The organism is Falsigemmobacter faecalis (assembly GCF_003863335.1).
In the GTDB taxonomy this organism is placed as follows: domain Bacteria; phylum Pseudomonadota; class Alphaproteobacteria; order Rhodobacterales; family Rhodobacteraceae; genus Wagnerdoeblera; species Wagnerdoeblera faecalis.
The window spans coordinates 1-14,035 of record NZ_RRAZ01000001.1 but is presented as its reverse complement, the minus strand read 5'-3'; the positions used below and the strand labels follow the sequence as shown (position 1 = coordinate 14,035).

Genomic DNA, 14,035 nt, shown 5'->3' with positions numbered 1-14,035 from the left:
TCTTACCGTCACAACGGCTTCCTGGCGTGACGGCCTTGTTTTCAATGGAGCACTGAATGTCCCGCGACAACTACGTCTTCACTTCCGAGTCCGTCTCGGAAGGTCATCCGGATAAGGTCTGCGACCGGATCTCGGATTCGATCCTCGACGCCTTCCTGCGCGAAGAGTCCAATGCCCGCGTGGCCTGCGAGACATTCGCGACCTCGTCCCTCGTCGTGATCGGCGGTGAGGTCGGGCTCTCTGATGTGGACCGGCTCCATGACTTCATGGGACGCGTGCCGCAGATCGCCCGCGACTGCATCCGCGACATCGGCTATGAGCAGGACAAGTTCCACTGGAACACCTGCAAGGTCATGAATTTCCTGCACGAACAATCGGCCCATATCGCCCAAGGGGTGGACCGGGACGGTGCAGGCGATCAGGGTATCATGTTCGGCTATGCCGTGGATGAAACCCCGGAGCTGATGCCCGCGCCGATCCAATATGCCCATGCGATCCTGCGCCGTCTGGCTGAGGTGCGCAAATCGGGTGTTGAGCCGAGCCTGCGCCCGGATGCCAAAAGCCAGCTCTCGGTGCGCTATGAAAATGGCCGTCCGGTTGAGGTGACCTCGATCGTGCTGTCGCATCAGCACGCTGATGAGGCCCAGGATTCGGCGGCGATCCGCGCGATTGTGGAGCCCTATATCCGCGAAGTGCTGCCCGCTGAGTGGATCACCCCGAAGACCGTCTGGCACGTAAACCCGACCGGCACCTTCGTGATCGGTGGCCCGGATGGCGACGCAGGTCTGACCGGTCGTAAGATCATCGTCGACACCTATGGCGGTGCCGCGCCCCACGGCGGCGGTGCTTTCTCGGGCAAAGATCCGACCAAGGTCGACCGTTCGGCCGCCTATGCCGCGCGCTATCTGGCGAAGAACGTGGTGGCAGCCGGTCTGGCCAAGCGCTGCACCGTGCAGGTGGCCTATGCCATCGGCGTGGCAGAGCCGCAGTCGATCTATGTCGACACCCATGGCACCGGCCTTGTGCCGGACCAGGTCATCGAGCTGGCGATCCCGAAGGTGCTCGATCTGACCCCGCGCGGCATCCGCACCCATCTCGGCCTCAACAAGCCGATCTATGAGCGCACGGCAGCCTATGGCCACTTCGGCCGCGAGCCCCAGGCCGATGGCGGCTTCTCATGGGAGCGCACTGATCTGATCGAAGCGCTGAAAAAAGCAGTCTGATCCGACTTCAAAAGGCCCCCTCCCGCAGGGGGCCTTTGTTTTACGGAAGCGCCTGCAACGCGGCCTCCGGCAAAGCCTGAGGGGGGAATCGCCCGCAGCATCTTCGCCCTTTCCGGCAGCCCTGCAGGCCCTGCCTTCGGGCAGCAGCGACTGTGAGAAGCCAAATCCGTATAGAGGCGGCTCACCAGACCCGCTCGCACCGTCGTGTCTGAAGAGAGTTCACCAGATCGGCTTCAGCGCCATACCGCCCCGCAGCCCCCCGCTTCGCGCTTAAAGCACCTGAGGAACCGCCCTGCGACCCGGCTCTCCCTTGACCCCGGCGACCGGGCTGATTACCTCCCCCGGACCCCGCCGGAGAGCCAGAATGACCGAAGAGACCCAGACGCCTGCCCGCCGCAACTTCTATGGCCGCGCCCATGGTAAAACGCTGCGCGCCTCGCAGAAGACCTATCTGGCCGAAGATCTCAACGTGCTGCGCCTGAAGGGCATCACCGCTGCCGAGAATCCGGCCCGCGAAAAGATCGACCTTGAGACGCTCTTTCCCGGCACCGGCCCCTTCTGGCTGGAAGTCGGCTTTGGCGGCGGCGAGCATCTGGTGCATATGGCCGCGAAATATCCCGGCATCCGCATCATCGGCTGTGAGCCCTTTGTGAATGGCGTCGCCATGCTGCTGGGCAAAATCCGCGCGGCAGGGGTCACCAATCTGACCATCCATCCGGCCGATGTGCGCGATCTCTTTGACGTGCTGCCGGATAATGTCTTCGACAAAGTCTTCCTGAACTACCCCGACCCCTGGCCGAAAGCCCGCCACCACCGCCGCCGCTTTGTGACGCCGGATTATCTGAACGAGCTTGCGCGGGTGACCAAACCGGGCGCGGAATTCCGCGTGGCGACCGATATCCCGGATTACGTGCGCCAGACCCTGGAAGAAGTGCCGCCTGCAGGCTTCACGCTTGAAAAGCAGGCAGGGCTGAATGAGGCCTGGGACGACTGGATCTCAACCCGCTATGAGCAAAAGGCCCTGCGCGAAGGCCGTGATCCGCATTATCTGACCTTCCGCCGTCACGGCTGAGACAGGCGCTGCAAGACCAGGCGCGGCGTCCCCGCCGCGTCCAACAATTCAAAACGCGCGCCGGTTTCCTGAAAATGGCGCACCTGCGCCAGAGTGCTGAGATAGGCCGCAGCCGCCTCAGGTTCGCCGCGGCCCTCACAGCCACCGGTAACCAGGCGCCCCTCCTGCATCTGCAGATCCGGCAGATCGCCGGTGAAATCCGCAAGCCAGGAGGCGCCGCAGTCCAGATTGCCGACTGCCACCATGGTGCCCGAGGGGGATCGGACGATCAGAAAGCTGCTCTGCGCGCCCGGGCCGGTCAAGGCATCGACGACACGCGCCTCAAAGGGCTGGCCCGACCAGAGCACCAGTTCCGCAGGGCTGAAGGCCAGGCCCGCTGAGGCGATCCCCGACAGCGCAAAGGCCACCACCACAGCCGTTACCCGCATCACCCCCCTCAAACGGAAAAAGCCCCGGATCTCTCCGGGGCCTTTCCTATCAGAATGAGGGGCTGAAATCAGCCGCGCTCTTCGATGATTTTTGCAAGGTGCGGGATCTTGTTGACCATGCCGCGGACCGAAGGGGTATCTTCGAGTTCACGGGTGGCGCGCACTTTGTTCAGGCCGAGGCCACGCAGGGTTGCGCCCTGGATCGCCGGACGGCGAGCAGGCGAGGCAATCTGCTGAACAACGATGGTTTTTTTGGTCATCGTTCAGATCCTTACGCTTCAGCCGCAGCGACTTCGCCGTCTTTCTTCAGGATGTCAGCGACTTTTTTGCCGCGACGCGCTGCCACCGAACGGGGCGAGGCTTCCTGTTTCAGACCGTCGATGGTCGCACGGATCATGTTGTAGGGGTTCTGCGAGCCGAGCGACTTCGCAACAACGTCCTGCACGCCGAGCATTTCGAAGACAGCGCGCATCGGGCCGCCTGCGATGATACCGGTACCCGGAACGGCGGTCCGCATGACGACCTTACCAGCGCCGTGACGACCTTCGACGTCATGGTGCAGGGTGCGGGCATCTTTCAGCGCCACACGGATCATCGAGCGTTTTGCCTGCTCGGTTGCTTTACGGATCGCCTCAGGCACTTCTTTCGCTTTGCCTTTGCCGAAGCCGACACGACCGCGCTGGTCGCCGACAACAACGAGGGCTGCGAAACCAAAGCGCTTGCCGCCTTTAACGGTTTTCGAGACGCGGTTGATCGCTACGAGGCGATCTGCGAATTCCGGAGTCTCTTCGCGCTGGTCGCGACGATCCCGGCGGTTCTCACGTTCTGCCATAAGACAGTCCTTTTCGAATTGGCATCCGAAGATGCCACGTAAATCCAATCCAGGTGAGGGCCCCGAAGGGCCACTCCCGGATCATCGGGAGGGAGCCAAAGCCCCCTCCGCCTGATCAGAACTTCAGGCCACCTTCACGGGCAGCGTCGGCCAGGGCCTTCACTTTACCGTGGAAGAGGAAGCCGCCGCGGTCGAAGTAGCACTCTTCGATACCGGCAACTTTAGCCCGCTCAGCGATAACAGCACCGATTTTGGTAGCTGCTTCGATGTTGTTCTTGCCAACAAAACCCAGAGCGCCTTCGTAGGTCGACGCCGCTGCAACGGTCACGCCGTTCGCGTCGTCGATCAGCTGAACGCTGATGTTCTTGTTGGAACGGTGCACCGACAGACGCAGACGGCCAGCCGACATTTTCCGCAGCTTGTTCCGAACGCGCAGGCGGCGTTTGATGAACAGCTCTCTTTTCGTGTTCGCCATTTTCGCAGCCCTTACTTCTTCTTGCCTTCTTTGCGGAAGACATACTCGCCCTTGTAGCGGATGCCTTTGCCTTTATAGGGCTCGGGCTTTTTCCACTCACGGATGTTCGCGGCAACCTGGCCAACCTTCTGCGCGTCGATACCTTCGACAACGATTTCGGTTTGCTTCGGAGCAACGACGGTGACGTCTGCCGGCGGAACGAAGTTCACGTCGTGGCTATAGCCAAGCGACAGCTTCAGACCGGTGCCCTGAGCGGCGGCACGATAACCAACGCCCTGGATTTCCAGCTCTTTCTTGAAGCCGGTCGAAACGCCGGTCACAAGGTTCGCTACCATCGAACGCGACATGCCCCACATGGAACGTGCACGCTTCGACAGGCCGCGCGGTTTGACGGTGACCGAGTTCTCTTCGAGAATCAGGGTAACGTCGTCCGGAGCGGTGAAGGAACGGGTCCCTTTCGGGCCCTTCACTTCGATGGTCTGACCGGAAAGGGTCGCCGAGACGCCCTTCACCAGTTCGACGGGCTTCTTGCCAATACGAGACATGGAAACCTCCTCAGAACACGGTGCAAAGCACTTCGCCGCCAACATTGGCTGCGCGTGCATTTGCATCGGTCAGGACGCCTTTCGGGGTCGAAATCACAGCAATGCCAAGGCCGTTACGGACCGAAGGCAGTTCCTGTGCGCCGGCGTAAACGCGGCGGCCCGGCTTCGAGACGCGCTTGATCTCACGGATCACGGCGGTGCCTTCGAAGTATTTCAGGCTGATTTCGAGAGCCGGATGGCCATCTTTACCAGTGGTTGCTTCATAGCCGCGGATATAACCTTCCGAAGCCAGAACATCGAGAACCCAGGCGCGCAGTTTCGAGGCCGGGGTCGACACAGTCGACTTGCCACGCATCTGTGCGTTGCGGATACGGGTCAGCATATCGCCGAGCGGATCGTTCATAGACATTGTCCGACTCCTTACCAGCTCGACTTAACCATGCCCGGGATCTGACCGAAGGAGGCCAGGTCACGCAGCATGATCCGCGAAAGTTTAAGCTTACGGTAGTAAGCGTGGGGACGGCCGGTCAGCTGGCAACGGTTGTGCAGCCGGGTGGCCGACGAGTTGCGCGGCAGAGCAGCGAGCTTCAGGGAAGCGCCGAAACGCTCTTCCATCGGCTTCGACTCGTCCTTGATGATCTCTTTGAGAGCAGCACGCTTGGTGGCGTATTGGGCCACCAGCTTCGCGCGCTTTTTCTCGCGTTCGACCATGGATACTTTTGCCATATGTGATGTCCTCCCGCGATCAGGCCATGAAGGGCATGTTGAATTGCTTCAACAGCGCCTTGGCTTCCGCGTCGGTCTTGGCGGTGGTGCAGATGATGATGTCCATGCCGAGGATCTCGTCGACTTTGTCGAAATCGATCTCCGGGAACACGATGTGCTCTTTCAGACCCATGGCGTAGTTGCCACGGCCGTCGAACGAGGTGCCTTTCACGCCGCGGAAGTCGCGGACGCGCGGAAGCGCGACGTTGATCAGACGGTCCAGGAATTCGTACATACGGTCACCGCGCAGGGTCACTTTCGTCCCCAGCGGCATTTCTTCACGGACGCGGAAGCCGGCGATCGACTTTTTCGCGTGAGTGACGACTGCTTTCTGACCTGCGATTTTCGACAGTTCCTCGGAGGCCTGTTTGACCTTCTTGGTGTCTTTAACCGCTTCGCCAACGCCCATGTTCAGCACGATTTTGTCGAGCTTCGGGAGTTGCATCACGTTGGTGTAGCCGAATTCTTCTTTGAGAGCAGCTTTGACGCTGGTCGCATAGAGAGCCTTCAGGCGCGGGGTGTAGGTTGCATCGGTCATCAGATCGCATCCCCGGTGGTCTTGGCGAAGCGAACCTTTTTGTCGCCTTCCATGCGGAAGCCAACGCGGGTTGCTTTACCGTTTGCGTCCAGCAGCGCGAGGTTCGACAGATCGATCGGCATCGATTTCGCGATGCGGCCGCCCTGCGAGGTCTGCGACTGACGGGTGTGACGGATGGCGGTGTTAACGCCTTCGACAACAGCTTTGTTCGCCGACGGGTTCACAGAAGCGATTTCGCCCTGTTTGCCTTTGTCTTTGCCGGTGAGAACGACAACTTTGTCGCCTTTTTTCAGCTTAGCAGCCATATCACAGCACCTCCGGCGCCAGCGAGATGATCTTCATGAAGTTCTTCGCGCGAAGCTCACGAACGACCGGCCCGAAAATACGGGTACCGACCGGTTCACCCTGGTTGTTCAGGATGACAGCAGCATTGCGGTCGAAACGGATGGCGGTGCCATCTTCACGACGAACTTCTTTCGCGGTGCGAACGACGACAGCCTTACGGACGTCACCTTTCTTAACGCGACCCTTAGGAATCGCCTCCTTGACCGACACCACGATGATGTCGCCCACGGATGCGTAGCGGCGATGCGAGCCGCCCAGAACCTTGATGCACTGAACTCGGCGTGCGCCGGAGTTGTCAGCTACATCCAGATTGGTCTGCATCTGGATCATTTGGTTTCTCCCGACCTTCGGAGACAGCTGATCATCACTGCCCCGGGGTTTCGCTCAGTGAAGAACTGAAGCGATGAGGGAGGCTTGAGCGGGTGCTCAGGCCTCCGTCACCACCGTCCAGCGCTTCGTTTTCGAGATCGGTGCACATTCGACGATGCGAACGCTGTCACCAATCTTGAATTGGTTATCCGCATCGTGAGCGCGGTATTTTTTCGACTTACGAACGGTCTTTTGCAGCAGCGGGTGCTTGAAACGACGCTCGACCAGAACCGTAATGGTCTGTTCGTTTTTGTCCGAGGTCACGGTGCCTTGAAGAATACGACGGGGCATCTGGCTTCCCTCAGTTCGCTGCCGCTTGCGCGGCCATTTCGGTCAGAACGGTCTTGATACGCGCAACATCGCGACGCACGGAGCGCATACGAGCAGTGTTATCAAGCTGGTTGGTTGCCTGACGGAAGCGCAGGTTAAACGCTTCCTTTTTCAGGGCGACCAGTTCGTCGCGAAGCTGGTCCGGGGTCTTGGACCGAAGTTCCTGGGCGCTCATTCGCCTTTTCCTTTTCATATACACCAGAGGGCCCCTGCGGCTTATTTCAGGGTGACCTTTAATCTGGTGGATCAAAAAAATCACGCACGACTCCCCACGTAGGGAATCGTGCGATGTGCCTCAATAGGCCCAAGCGGGGGCAGTGGCAAGAGATAGTTTCGAAATCGCCTTATTTTAAAGGCCGTTCGGCGGCTGCCTGCCCGCCGCCACCTGGCGAAAGACAGACCGAAGTCTTCTGCACCGCCTGCAGAACGGCCAGGAACCTTCCCCGGCCGTTGCGGTCAGGCCCGCACCGGCTGCCGGGTGAAAGCATGCATCAGCACGCCGCCCAGCACGGCCCCGATGACCCAGTTATAGCCCGACAGGAAGCTGAACCACGGCACCCAGACGGTCAGGACCGAGAAGATCGCCGCGATCACAAAGGCTTTCACAGCGGCGCTGTTCCAGCCATTCTCATAGTGATAGCGCCCGCGCTCCATATCATAGAGATCCGCAAGATTGAGGTGCTGACGGCGGTGGACATAGTAATCCACGATCATGATGCCAAAAAGCGGCGCCAGGGTTGCACCGAGGGTGTTCACGAAACCCCCAATCCCGAAGTTGCTGATAAAGCCGGTCCAGAAGCCGCCGATAACCAGCGCGAAGCCTGAGGTGATCAGACCGGCCTTGCGAAAGCCGATTCGCTCGGGCGCCAGGCTTGCGATTCCGTTCACAGCCGGGATGAAGTTCGCCACGAGGTTAATCCCGACGGTCGCCGCAAAGAAGGTGATCGCCGCCACCACACTCAGCAGCACGCTGTCGGTCCGCTCAACGATCTCGGTCGGGTTCACCAGCGCCTCACCATAAACCACCGCCGCGCCGCCCGTCGTCAGCAATGCCAGCGCAGAGAACAGGATCATGTTCAGCGGCAGACCGGTCAGATTGCCTTTGATCATCGTCGGCTTGTCTTTGGCATAGCGCGAGAAGTCAGAGAAATTGATCATCACGGCCGCGAAATAAGCCACCATGGTGCCAACAATGGCCACAAAGCCCTTCAATTCGGTCCAGAATGTCCCTTCAGGATTGGCGAAAATGGTCGCCGTAGCCGAGAGCAACTGGCCGTCGGATTTGTTCCACAGCACGATCAGAAGGCCGATCATCACCGCATAAACAAAGGGTCCGGCGATGTTCAGGAAGGTCTCAACCCAGCCCATTCCGCGCCAGAAGATCAGGATATGGAAAAGCCAGACCAGCACGAAAGACAGCCAGTCCACGCCGGACATCCCGAAAATCATCGCCGTATCCTGCACCCCCGTCACAGACCGGATCAGCAGAGAAAGCGCGGTCGAGGCAAAATGGACCTGAACCCCGAACCAGAAGACCGCCACAGTGGCGCGCAAAATCGCGGGCAGCTTGCCGCCCTGTGTGCCAAGGCTGGCCCGCGCCAGCACCGGATAGGGGATGCCGTATTTCTCGCCCGGTGCGCCCGACAGGTTCACCATCCACATGACGAACAGCGCCGCAGCGATCAGCGCCGCAAAGGCCGTCCATCCACCGACGCCGTAGGAAATGAACAGCGAAGCCACCAGCGTATAGCCAAAGAGCGACTGGATATCATTGGCCCAGATGTTGAAAATGGCGAACCATCCCCAGCTTTTCTGGTCTTTGGTTACCGGGTTCAGAGCGTTTCCATCCGGATCCGCCGAGCCCCCCTGCGCATGTTGTGCCCGATCAAGCGATGACATCTTTCCCTCCCAGAAATGTGTACACGCGGCCCGCAGATGGATCTCGAAAATGAAGATAAAAATCCGAACCTGGTAATATCGTTATAAACGATAAGGTCCTTCACGCATTATGCGGAAATTCAAACAGGATCTTTTTGAAACAACCGTGAATAATCCGGCGCCACCACAGGCAGAGCTGCCTGCCGCCCCCCGATCCCTGACACATGAGGGCCGGGCCTGGGCGAATGCGCCCGTCGCGACAGGTTTCACCGATCACGCATGAAAAAGGCCCCCGCTTTCGCGGGGGCCTCTGTTGGTCCGAAGACCAGATCTTACCAGTCTTCGCGAACGACGACGCGCGAGGTGACCGGAAGCTTCATCGCGCCAAGGCGCAGAGCCTCACGTGCGATCTCTTCGGACACGCCGTCGATTTCGAACATGATACGGCCCGGCTTCACTTTGCACGCCCAGAAGTCGACGGAGCCTTTACCTTTACCCATACGAACTTCGGTCGGTTTCGACGAAACCGGAACGTCCGGGAAAATGCGGATCCAAACACGACCCTGGCGCTTCATGTAGCGGGTGATCGCACGACGGGCTGCCTCGATCTGGCGCGCGGTAACACGCTCCGGTTCGGTGGCTTTCAGCGCGAACGAGCCAAAGTTCAGCTCAAAGCCGCCCTTTGCTTCGCCCTTGATGCGGCCTTTGTGCTGTTTGCGGAACTTAGTCCGTTTCGGTTGCAGCATAGTTCACTACTCCCTATCAGCCGCGATCGCGGTCGCGACGCGGACCACGCGGAGCCGGAGCGTCGTTGCCTTCGGCAGCGCGACGGTCACGAGCCTGCGGGTCGTGTTCCATGATCTCGCCCTTGAAGATCCAGACCTTCACACCAATGATCCCGTAAGGGGTCGATGATTCGGACAGGGCGTAGTCGATGTCGGCGCGCAGAGTGTGCAGCGGCACGCGGCCTTCGCGGTACCATTCGGTACGTGCGATTTCAGCACCACCCAGACGGCCAGCCACGTTCACACGGATGCCGAGGGCACCCATGCGCATCGCGTTCTGCACAGCGCGTTTCATGGCGCGGCGGAACGAAACACGGCGTTCCATCTGCTGAGCGATCGATTCGGCGACCAGCTGAGCGTCAACTTCCGGCTTGCGGACTTCGACGATGTTCAGGTGGAGTTCCGAGGCAGTGAACACCGAGAGCTTCTTGCGAAGGGTCTCAATGTCAGCGCCTTTTTTGCCGATGATCACGCCCGGACGTGCAGTGTGAATGGTCACACGGCACTTACGGTGCGGACGCTCGATGATGACGCGCGAAATACCGGCTGCCTTGCATTCCTCGTGGATGAACTCACGCATCTTGAGGTCTTCAAGGAGAAGGTTGCCATACTCTTTCGAGTCAGCATACCAGCGGCTGTCCCAGGTGCGGTTGACCTGGAGACGCATCCCGATCGGGTTGACCTTCTGACCCATTACGCAGTCTCCCCTTTCTGACGCACCTTGATCGTGATCTCGGCGAAGGGCTTCATGATCTTGCCGAAGCGACCACGAGCACGCGGACGGCCACGCTTCAGGGTGATGTTTTTGCCGACCCAGGCTTCTGCAACGATCAGATCATCCACGTCCAGGCCGTGGTTGTTCTCAGCGTTGGCAATAGCCGACTGCAGGCACTTCTTGACGTCGATAGCGATACGCTTTTTCGAGAAGGTGAGGTCGGCCAGAGCCTTGTCAACTTTCTTACCGCGGATCATCGCTGCCACCAGGTTCAGCTTCTGAGGGCTGACCTTGAGCATACGAGCGATGGCCATCGCCTCGTTGTCCGCCACGCGGCGCGGATTTTTTTCCATACCCATGGCTTACTTCCTTTTGGCTTTTTTGTCAGCCGCGTGACCGTAATAGGTCCGGGTCGGCGAGTACTCGCCGAACTTCTGGCCGATCATCTCTTCCGACACAGTCACGGGAACGTGCTTGTGGCCGTTGTAGACGCCAAAGGTCAGACCAACGAATTGCGGCAGGATCGTCGAGCGGCGCGACCAGATTTTGATCACATCCGACTTGCCCGCATCCCGAGCTTTTTCGGCCTTCTTGAGGACGTAAGCGTCGACAAAGGGGCCTTTCCAAACAGAGCGCGACATGGATTAGCGTCCCTTCTTCTTCGCGTGACGCGAACGAACGATATACTTGTCCGTCTGCTTGTTCGAACGGGTACGGGCACCCTTGGTGCTCTTACCCCACGGCGTAACCGGGTGACGACCACCCGAGGTCCGGCCTTCACCACCACCGTGCGGGTGGTCGATCGGGTTCATCGCCACACCGCGAACGGTCGGGCGAACGCCCTTGTGACGCATACGACCAGCTTTACCGAAGTTCTGGTTCGAGTTGTCGGGGTTCGACACGGCACCGATGGTGGCCATGCATTCCTGACGGACCATGCGCAGTTCGCCCGACGAAAGGCGGATCTGAGCGTAGCCACCGTCACGACCGACGAACTGAGCATAGGTACCTGCAGCGCGTGCCAGCTGGCCGCCTTTGCCGGGCTTCAGTTCTACGTTGTGAACGATCGTACCGATCGGCATGCCCGAGAAGGGCATCGCGTTGCCCGGCTTCACGTCGACTTTCGCACCAGCGATAACTTTATCGCCGATGGCAAGACGCTGCGGTGCCAGGATATAGGTAACTTCGCCATCTTCATAACGCACGAGTGCGATGAATGCGGTCCGGTTCGGGTCGTATTCGATCCGCTCAACGGTCGCTGCGATGTCAAATTTACGACGTTTAAAATCGACAATACGGTAGAGACGCTTCGCGCCGCCACCCTTGTGCCACATCGTGATACGTCCGGTGTTGTTCCGGCCACCCGTCTTGGTCAGACCCTCAGTGAGGGCTTTGACAGGACGACCTTTCCAAAGCTCCGAACGGTCGATCAGTACCAGCCCGCGCTGGCCAGGCGTCGTCGGTTTATACGACTTCAATGCCATGGTTTCTGTCTTCCGTCTGCTGGCAGGATTTTATCCCTGCGGTGAAGGGCTCCGTAGATCCCCGTTGTATTTCCGGCTCCGTCACGATCCTGACATGTCGCCATGGCAGAAAAACTTCGGTTTATCCGAAAAGAGCCACGGCCCCGGGTGACCCGGGGCCGTGAGATTCGCCGATCTGATATCAGAGACCGGTGGAGACGTCGATGGTGTTTCCCTCTTCGAGCGTCACATAGGCTTTCTTCACGTCCGAGCGAACGCCGGGGCGGCCGCGGAAGCGTTTGACTTTGCCTTTGGTGATGGTGGTGTTAACCGCCTTCACCTTCACGCCGAACACCGCCTCAACAGCCGCTTTGATTTCCGGCTTCGAGGAATCGATCGACACTTCGAAAACAACAGCACCGTTTTCCGATGCGAGGGTTGCTTTTTCGGTGATGATCGGACGGCGGATGACGTCGTACTGTTCCGGTTTCACGCTCATTTCAGGCGGGCCTCCAGAGCTTCGACACCTGCTTTGGTGATGACGAGAACGTCACGCTTCAGGATGTCGTAGACGTTGGCACCGATCCCCGGGAGGACATCAACGCCTTCCAGGTTACGGGCAGCTTTAGCGAAGTTATCATCGATCGACGCGCCGTCGATGATCAGGGTACGCTTCCAGCCCAGAGCCTCTTTGGCTTTCGCCAGCTCTGCGGTTTTCGGAGCGGACAGAGCCGCAGCCTCAAGAACCACCAGCTCGCCTGCTTTGGCTTTCGCCGACAGAGCGTGCTTCAGGCCAAGAGCGCGGAACTTCTTCGGCAGATCATGGGCGTGCGAACGCGGGGTCGGACCTTTGACCACACCACCATGACGGAAGATCGGCGCCTTGCGCGACCCGTGACGTGCGCCACCGGTGCCTTTTTGGCGATAGATCTTCTTGGTGGAGTACGAAACTTCACCACGGGTCAGGGTCGAGTGGGTGCCGGCCTGTGCTTTCGCACGCTGCCAGCGGACCACGCGGTGCAGGATGTCGGCGCGCGGCTCAAGGCCGAACAGCGCTTCGTCCAGATCGATCTCGCCAGCTTTCGAGCCGTCAAGTTTGATCACATCAAGTTTCATGCTTCACCCCCTTCGACTGCAACTTCAGCAGCCGGAGCAGCAGCAGCGGCACGAATCGCAGCCGGTTTCGGAGCATCGGCGTGAGCCGGCTTCTTCACCGCGTCTTTGATCGTGACCCAACCACCTTTGGAGCCGGGGACCGCACCTTTGACAAGGATCAGACCACGGTCTGCATCGGTCTTGACGACCTGCAGGTTTTGCGTGGTCACGCGGACGGCGCCCATGTGGCCTGCCATCTTTTTGCCTTTGAACACCTTACCGGGGTCCTGGCACTGACCGGTCGAACCGTGCGAACGGTGCGAGACCGAAACACCGTGCGACGCGCGAAGACCACCAAAGTTGTGACGCTTCATAGCGCCTTGGAAGCCTTTACCGATCGAGACACCGGCGATGTCAACAAACTGACCTGCCAGATAGTGTTCAGCGGTGATTTCCGCGCCCACTTCGATCAGGTTGTCTGCCGACACGCGGAACTCGGCCACTTTGCGCTTCGGAGCAACATTCGCTTTCGCGAAGTGGCCGCGCATCGGGGCGGTCGTGCGTTTTGCCTTGGCATTGCCCGCGCCGAGCTGAACGGCCGAATAGCCATCTTTCTCAGCGGTGCGTTGTGCCACGACCTGCAGGTTTTCGAGCTGGAGAACGGTCACAGGAACCTGTTTGCCGTCTTCCAGGAACAGCCGGGTCATGCCCAGCTTCTTGGCGATAACACCAGAGCGCATCTGTTGTTGCCCCCTTATACTTTGATCTCGACATCCACGCCGGCGGCGAGGTCGAGCTTCATCAGCGCGTCCACCGTCTGCGGGGTCGGATCTACGATGTCGAGGAGACGCTTATGGGTACGGATTTCCCACTGGTCACGCGACTTTTTATCGATGTGCGGCCCACGGAGAACCGTGAACTTTTCGATTTGGTTCGGAAGCGGAATCGGGCCACGCACATGTGCGCCAGTCCGTTTCGCGGTGTTTACGATTTCCTGCGTCGAGGCATCCAGGACGCGGTAATCGAAGGCTTTCAGCCGGATGCGGATGGTTTGTCCAGACATCTGATTTCCCTTCGATGGTCAGGTGCGGGCATGCCCGCACCCTTCCAAAGATCAATTACTTGATGATCTTGGCGACGACGCCTGCACCAACGGTGCGGCCGCCTTCACGGATTG

At 59.5% G+C, this 14,035-nt stretch carries 24 protein-coding genes and 1 riboswitch; of the genes, 2 read left to right on the top strand and 22 right to left on the bottom strand.

The window, feature by feature from the left end:
• Positions 1-2 precede the first annotated feature (2 nt).
• Positions 3-52, top strand: a riboswitch (SAM-SAH riboswitch).
• A 4-nt stretch (positions 53-56) separates the two neighbouring features.
• Positions 57-1,223 (top strand): methionine adenosyltransferase, encoded by a 1,167-nt coding sequence (metK, locus tag EG244_RS00120; protein WP_124962971.1) that lies wholly within the window; start codon positions 57-59, stop codon positions 1,221-1,223.
• 364 nt (positions 1,224-1,587) lie between these two features.
• Positions 1,588-2,295, top strand: coding sequence for a tRNA (guanine(46)-N(7))-methyltransferase TrmB (trmB, locus tag EG244_RS00115; protein ID WP_124962970.1), 708 nt, complete (start codon positions 1,588-1,590; stop codon positions 2,293-2,295).
• Here trmB and EG244_RS00110 read toward each other — a convergent pair.
• The 22 genes from EG244_RS00110 to rpsJ all read right to left on the bottom strand — a co-directional run bounded on the left by EG244_RS00110 (position 2,286) and on the right by rpsJ (position 13,921).
• The gene (locus EG244_RS00110; RefSeq protein WP_124962969.1) at positions 2,286-2,723 is read right to left on the bottom strand and encodes a hypothetical protein; all 438 of its coding nucleotides are present in this window, start codon (positions 2,721-2,723) and stop codon (positions 2,286-2,288) included. The genes trmB and EG244_RS00110 overlap by 10 nt on opposite strands.
• A gap of 68 nt (positions 2,724-2,791) precedes the next feature.
• Positions 2,792-2,983 carry a 50S ribosomal protein L30 gene (rpmD, locus tag EG244_RS00105; RefSeq protein WP_124962968.1) on the bottom strand — a complete coding sequence of 64 codons (192 nt, stop codon included), beginning with the start codon at positions 2,981-2,983 and terminating at the stop codon, positions 2,792-2,794.
• A gap of 11 nt (positions 2,984-2,994) precedes the next feature.
• Positions 2,995-3,555 carry a 30S ribosomal protein S5 gene (gene rpsE, locus EG244_RS00100; protein ID WP_124962967.1) on the bottom strand — a complete coding sequence of 187 codons (561 nt, stop codon included), beginning with the start codon at positions 3,553-3,555 and terminating at the stop codon, positions 2,995-2,997.
• Positions 3,556-3,670: 115 nt separating this feature from the next.
• Complete coding sequence (rplR, locus tag EG244_RS00095) at positions 3,671-4,030, bottom strand: 50S ribosomal protein L18 (protein WP_124962966.1); 360 nt, start codon at positions 4,028-4,030, stop codon at positions 3,671-3,673.
• An 11-nt stretch (positions 4,031-4,041) separates the two neighbouring features.
• Positions 4,042-4,575: a 50S ribosomal protein L6 gene (rplF, locus tag EG244_RS00090; protein ID WP_124962965.1), complete on the bottom strand. Its 534-nt coding sequence runs from the start codon at positions 4,573-4,575 to the stop codon at positions 4,042-4,044.
• Between the two features lie 10 nt (positions 4,576-4,585).
• Complete coding sequence (gene rpsH, locus EG244_RS00085) at positions 4,586-4,984, bottom strand: 30S ribosomal protein S8 (protein WP_199737671.1); 399 nt, start codon at positions 4,982-4,984, stop codon at positions 4,586-4,588.
• Positions 4,985-4,995: 11 nt separating this feature from the next.
• Positions 4,996-5,301 carry a 30S ribosomal protein S14 gene (gene rpsN, locus EG244_RS00080; protein ID WP_124962964.1) on the bottom strand — a complete coding sequence of 102 codons (306 nt, stop codon included), beginning with the start codon at positions 5,299-5,301 and terminating at the stop codon, positions 4,996-4,998.
• A gap of 19 nt (positions 5,302-5,320) precedes the next feature.
• The gene (gene rplE, locus EG244_RS00075) at positions 5,321-5,881 is read right to left on the bottom strand and encodes a 50S ribosomal protein L5 (RefSeq protein ID WP_124962963.1); all 561 of its coding nucleotides are present in this window, start codon (positions 5,879-5,881) and stop codon (positions 5,321-5,323) included.
• Complete coding sequence (gene rplX / locus EG244_RS00070) at positions 5,878-6,183, bottom strand: 50S ribosomal protein L24 (protein WP_124962962.1); 306 nt, start codon at positions 6,181-6,183, stop codon at positions 5,878-5,880. Before rplX ends, rplE begins: the two co-directional genes overlap by 4 nt.
• Before the next feature lies 1 nt (position 6,184).
• Positions 6,185-6,553: a 50S ribosomal protein L14 gene (gene rplN, locus EG244_RS00065; RefSeq protein WP_013066055.1), complete on the bottom strand. Its 369-nt coding sequence runs from the start codon at positions 6,551-6,553 to the stop codon at positions 6,185-6,187.
• Positions 6,554-6,649: 96 nt separating this feature from the next.
• Positions 6,650-6,883 (bottom strand): 30S ribosomal protein S17, encoded by a 234-nt coding sequence (rpsQ, locus tag EG244_RS00060; protein WP_124962961.1) that lies wholly within the window; start codon positions 6,881-6,883, stop codon positions 6,650-6,652.
• A 10-nt stretch (positions 6,884-6,893) separates the two neighbouring features.
• The gene (rpmC, locus tag EG244_RS00055; protein ID WP_124962960.1) at positions 6,894-7,097 is read right to left on the bottom strand and encodes a 50S ribosomal protein L29; all 204 of its coding nucleotides are present in this window, start codon (positions 7,095-7,097) and stop codon (positions 6,894-6,896) included.
• A gap of 281 nt (positions 7,098-7,378) precedes the next feature.
• Complete coding sequence (locus EG244_RS00050; RefSeq protein ID WP_124962959.1) at positions 7,379-8,821, bottom strand: NCS1 family nucleobase:cation symporter-1; 1,443 nt, start codon at positions 8,819-8,821, stop codon at positions 7,379-7,381.
• 311 nt (positions 8,822-9,132) lie between these two features.
• Positions 9,133-9,546, bottom strand: a complete 414-nt coding sequence (gene rplP, locus EG244_RS00045; protein WP_124962958.1) for a 50S ribosomal protein L16 — start codon at positions 9,544-9,546, stop codon at positions 9,133-9,135.
• A 16-nt stretch (positions 9,547-9,562) separates the two neighbouring features.
• On the bottom strand, positions 9,563-10,279 hold the full coding sequence (rpsC, locus tag EG244_RS00040) for a 30S ribosomal protein S3 (RefSeq protein ID WP_124962957.1): 717 nt from the start codon (positions 10,277-10,279) through the stop codon (positions 9,563-9,565).
• Complete coding sequence (gene rplV, locus EG244_RS00035) at positions 10,279-10,659, bottom strand: 50S ribosomal protein L22 (protein WP_124962956.1); 381 nt, start codon at positions 10,657-10,659, stop codon at positions 10,279-10,281. The genes rpsC and rplV overlap by 1 nt, the downstream gene beginning before the upstream one ends.
• A gap of 3 nt (positions 10,660-10,662) precedes the next feature.
• A complete protein-coding gene (gene rpsS, locus EG244_RS00030; protein WP_124962955.1) occupies positions 10,663-10,941 on the bottom strand; it encodes a 30S ribosomal protein S19 in 279 nt (92 codons plus the stop codon).
• A 3-nt stretch (positions 10,942-10,944) separates the two neighbouring features.
• On the bottom strand, positions 10,945-11,784 hold the full coding sequence (gene rplB / locus EG244_RS00025; protein WP_124962954.1) for a 50S ribosomal protein L2: 840 nt from the start codon (positions 11,782-11,784) through the stop codon (positions 10,945-10,947).
• A gap of 181 nt (positions 11,785-11,965) precedes the next feature.
• A complete protein-coding gene (locus EG244_RS00020) occupies positions 11,966-12,262 on the bottom strand; it encodes a 50S ribosomal protein L23 (RefSeq protein ID WP_124962953.1) in 297 nt (98 codons plus the stop codon).
• Positions 12,259-12,879 (bottom strand): 50S ribosomal protein L4, encoded by a 621-nt coding sequence (rplD, locus tag EG244_RS00015; RefSeq protein WP_124962952.1) that lies wholly within the window; start codon positions 12,877-12,879, stop codon positions 12,259-12,261. The genes EG244_RS00020 and rplD overlap by 4 nt, the downstream gene beginning before the upstream one ends.
• Positions 12,876-13,598 carry a 50S ribosomal protein L3 gene (rplC, locus tag EG244_RS00010; RefSeq protein WP_124962951.1) on the bottom strand — a complete coding sequence of 241 codons (723 nt, stop codon included), beginning with the start codon at positions 13,596-13,598 and terminating at the stop codon, positions 12,876-12,878. The genes rplD and rplC overlap by 4 nt, the downstream gene beginning before the upstream one ends.
• Positions 13,599-13,612: 14 nt before the next feature.
• Entirely contained in the window at positions 13,613-13,921 is a 309-nt protein-coding gene (gene rpsJ, locus EG244_RS00005) for a 30S ribosomal protein S10 (RefSeq protein WP_124962950.1), read from the bottom strand.
• Positions 13,922-14,035: the final 114 nt, after the last annotated feature.

Bases quoted from the DNA above. Each gene is read 5' to 3' on its own strand.
- rplV (WP_124962956.1), bottom strand. From the start codon at position 10,659: ATGGGTATGGAAAAAAATCCGCGCCGCGTGGCGGACAACGAGGCGATG.
- rplD (WP_124962952.1), bottom strand. From the start codon at position 12,879: ATGAAACTTGATGTGATCAAACTTGACGGCTCGAAAGCTGGCGAGATC.
- metK (WP_124962971.1), top strand. From the start codon at position 57: ATGTCCCGCGACAACTACGTCTTCACTTCCGAGTCCGTCTCGGAAGGT.
- EG244_RS00020 (WP_124962953.1), bottom strand. From the start codon at position 12,262: ATGAGCGTGAAACCGGAACAGTACGACGTCATCCGCCGTCCGATCATC.
- rplR (WP_124962966.1), bottom strand. From the start codon at position 4,030: ATGGCGAACACGAAAAGAGAGCTGTTCATCAAACGCCGCCTGCGCGTT.
- rpsE (WP_124962967.1), bottom strand. From the start codon at position 3,555: ATGGCAGAACGTGAGAACCGCCGGGATCGTCGCGACCAGCGCGAAGAG.
- rplB (WP_124962954.1), bottom strand. From the start codon at position 11,784: ATGGCATTGAAGTCGTATAAACCGACGACGCCTGGCCAGCGCGGGCTG.
- rplF (WP_124962965.1), bottom strand. From the start codon at position 4,575: ATGTCTCGTATTGGCAAGAAGCCCGTCGAACTGGTGAAGGGCGTCTCG.
- trmB (WP_124962970.1), top strand. From the start codon at position 1,588: ATGACCGAAGAGACCCAGACGCCTGCCCGCCGCAACTTCTATGGCCGC.
- rpsJ (WP_124962950.1), bottom strand. From the start codon at position 13,921: ATGTCTGGACAAACCATCCGCATCCGGCTGAAAGCCTTCGATTACCGC.
- rpsC (WP_124962957.1), bottom strand. From the start codon at position 10,279: ATGGGTCAGAAGGTCAACCCGATCGGGATGCGTCTCCAGGTCAACCGC.
- rpmD (WP_124962968.1), bottom strand. From the start codon at position 2,983: ATGACCAAAAAAACCATCGTTGTTCAGCAGATTGCCTCGCCTGCTCGC.
- rplN (WP_013066055.1), bottom strand. From the start codon at position 6,553: ATGATCCAGATGCAGACCAATCTGGATGTAGCTGACAACTCCGGCGCA.
- rpsN (WP_124962964.1), bottom strand. From the start codon at position 5,301: ATGGCAAAAGTATCCATGGTCGAACGCGAGAAAAAGCGCGCGAAGCTG.
- rplX (WP_124962962.1), bottom strand. From the start codon at position 6,183: ATGGCTGCTAAGCTGAAAAAAGGCGACAAAGTTGTCGTTCTCACCGGC.
- EG244_RS00050 (WP_124962959.1), bottom strand. From the start codon at position 8,821: ATGTCATCGCTTGATCGGGCACAACATGCGCAGGGGGGCTCGGCGGAT.
- rpmC (WP_124962960.1), bottom strand. From the start codon at position 7,097: ATGAGCGCCCAGGAACTTCGGTCCAAGACCCCGGACCAGCTTCGCGAC.
- rpsH (WP_199737671.1), bottom strand. From the start codon at position 4,984: ATGTCTATGAACGATCCGCTCGGCGATATGCTGACCCGTATCCGCAAC.
- rplC (WP_124962951.1), bottom strand. From the start codon at position 13,598: ATGCGCTCTGGTGTTATCGCCAAGAAGCTGGGCATGACCCGGCTGTTC.
- rpsQ (WP_124962961.1), bottom strand. From the start codon at position 6,883: ATGCCCCGTCGTATTCTTCAAGGCACCGTGACCTCGGACAAAAACGAA.
- rpsS (WP_124962955.1), bottom strand. From the start codon at position 10,941: ATGTCGCGCTCTGTTTGGAAAGGCCCCTTTGTCGACGCTTACGTCCTC.
- EG244_RS00110 (WP_124962969.1), bottom strand. From the start codon at position 2,723: ATGCGGGTAACGGCTGTGGTGGTGGCCTTTGCGCTGTCGGGGATCGCC.
- rplP (WP_124962958.1), bottom strand. From the start codon at position 9,546: ATGCTGCAACCGAAACGGACTAAGTTCCGCAAACAGCACAAAGGCCGC.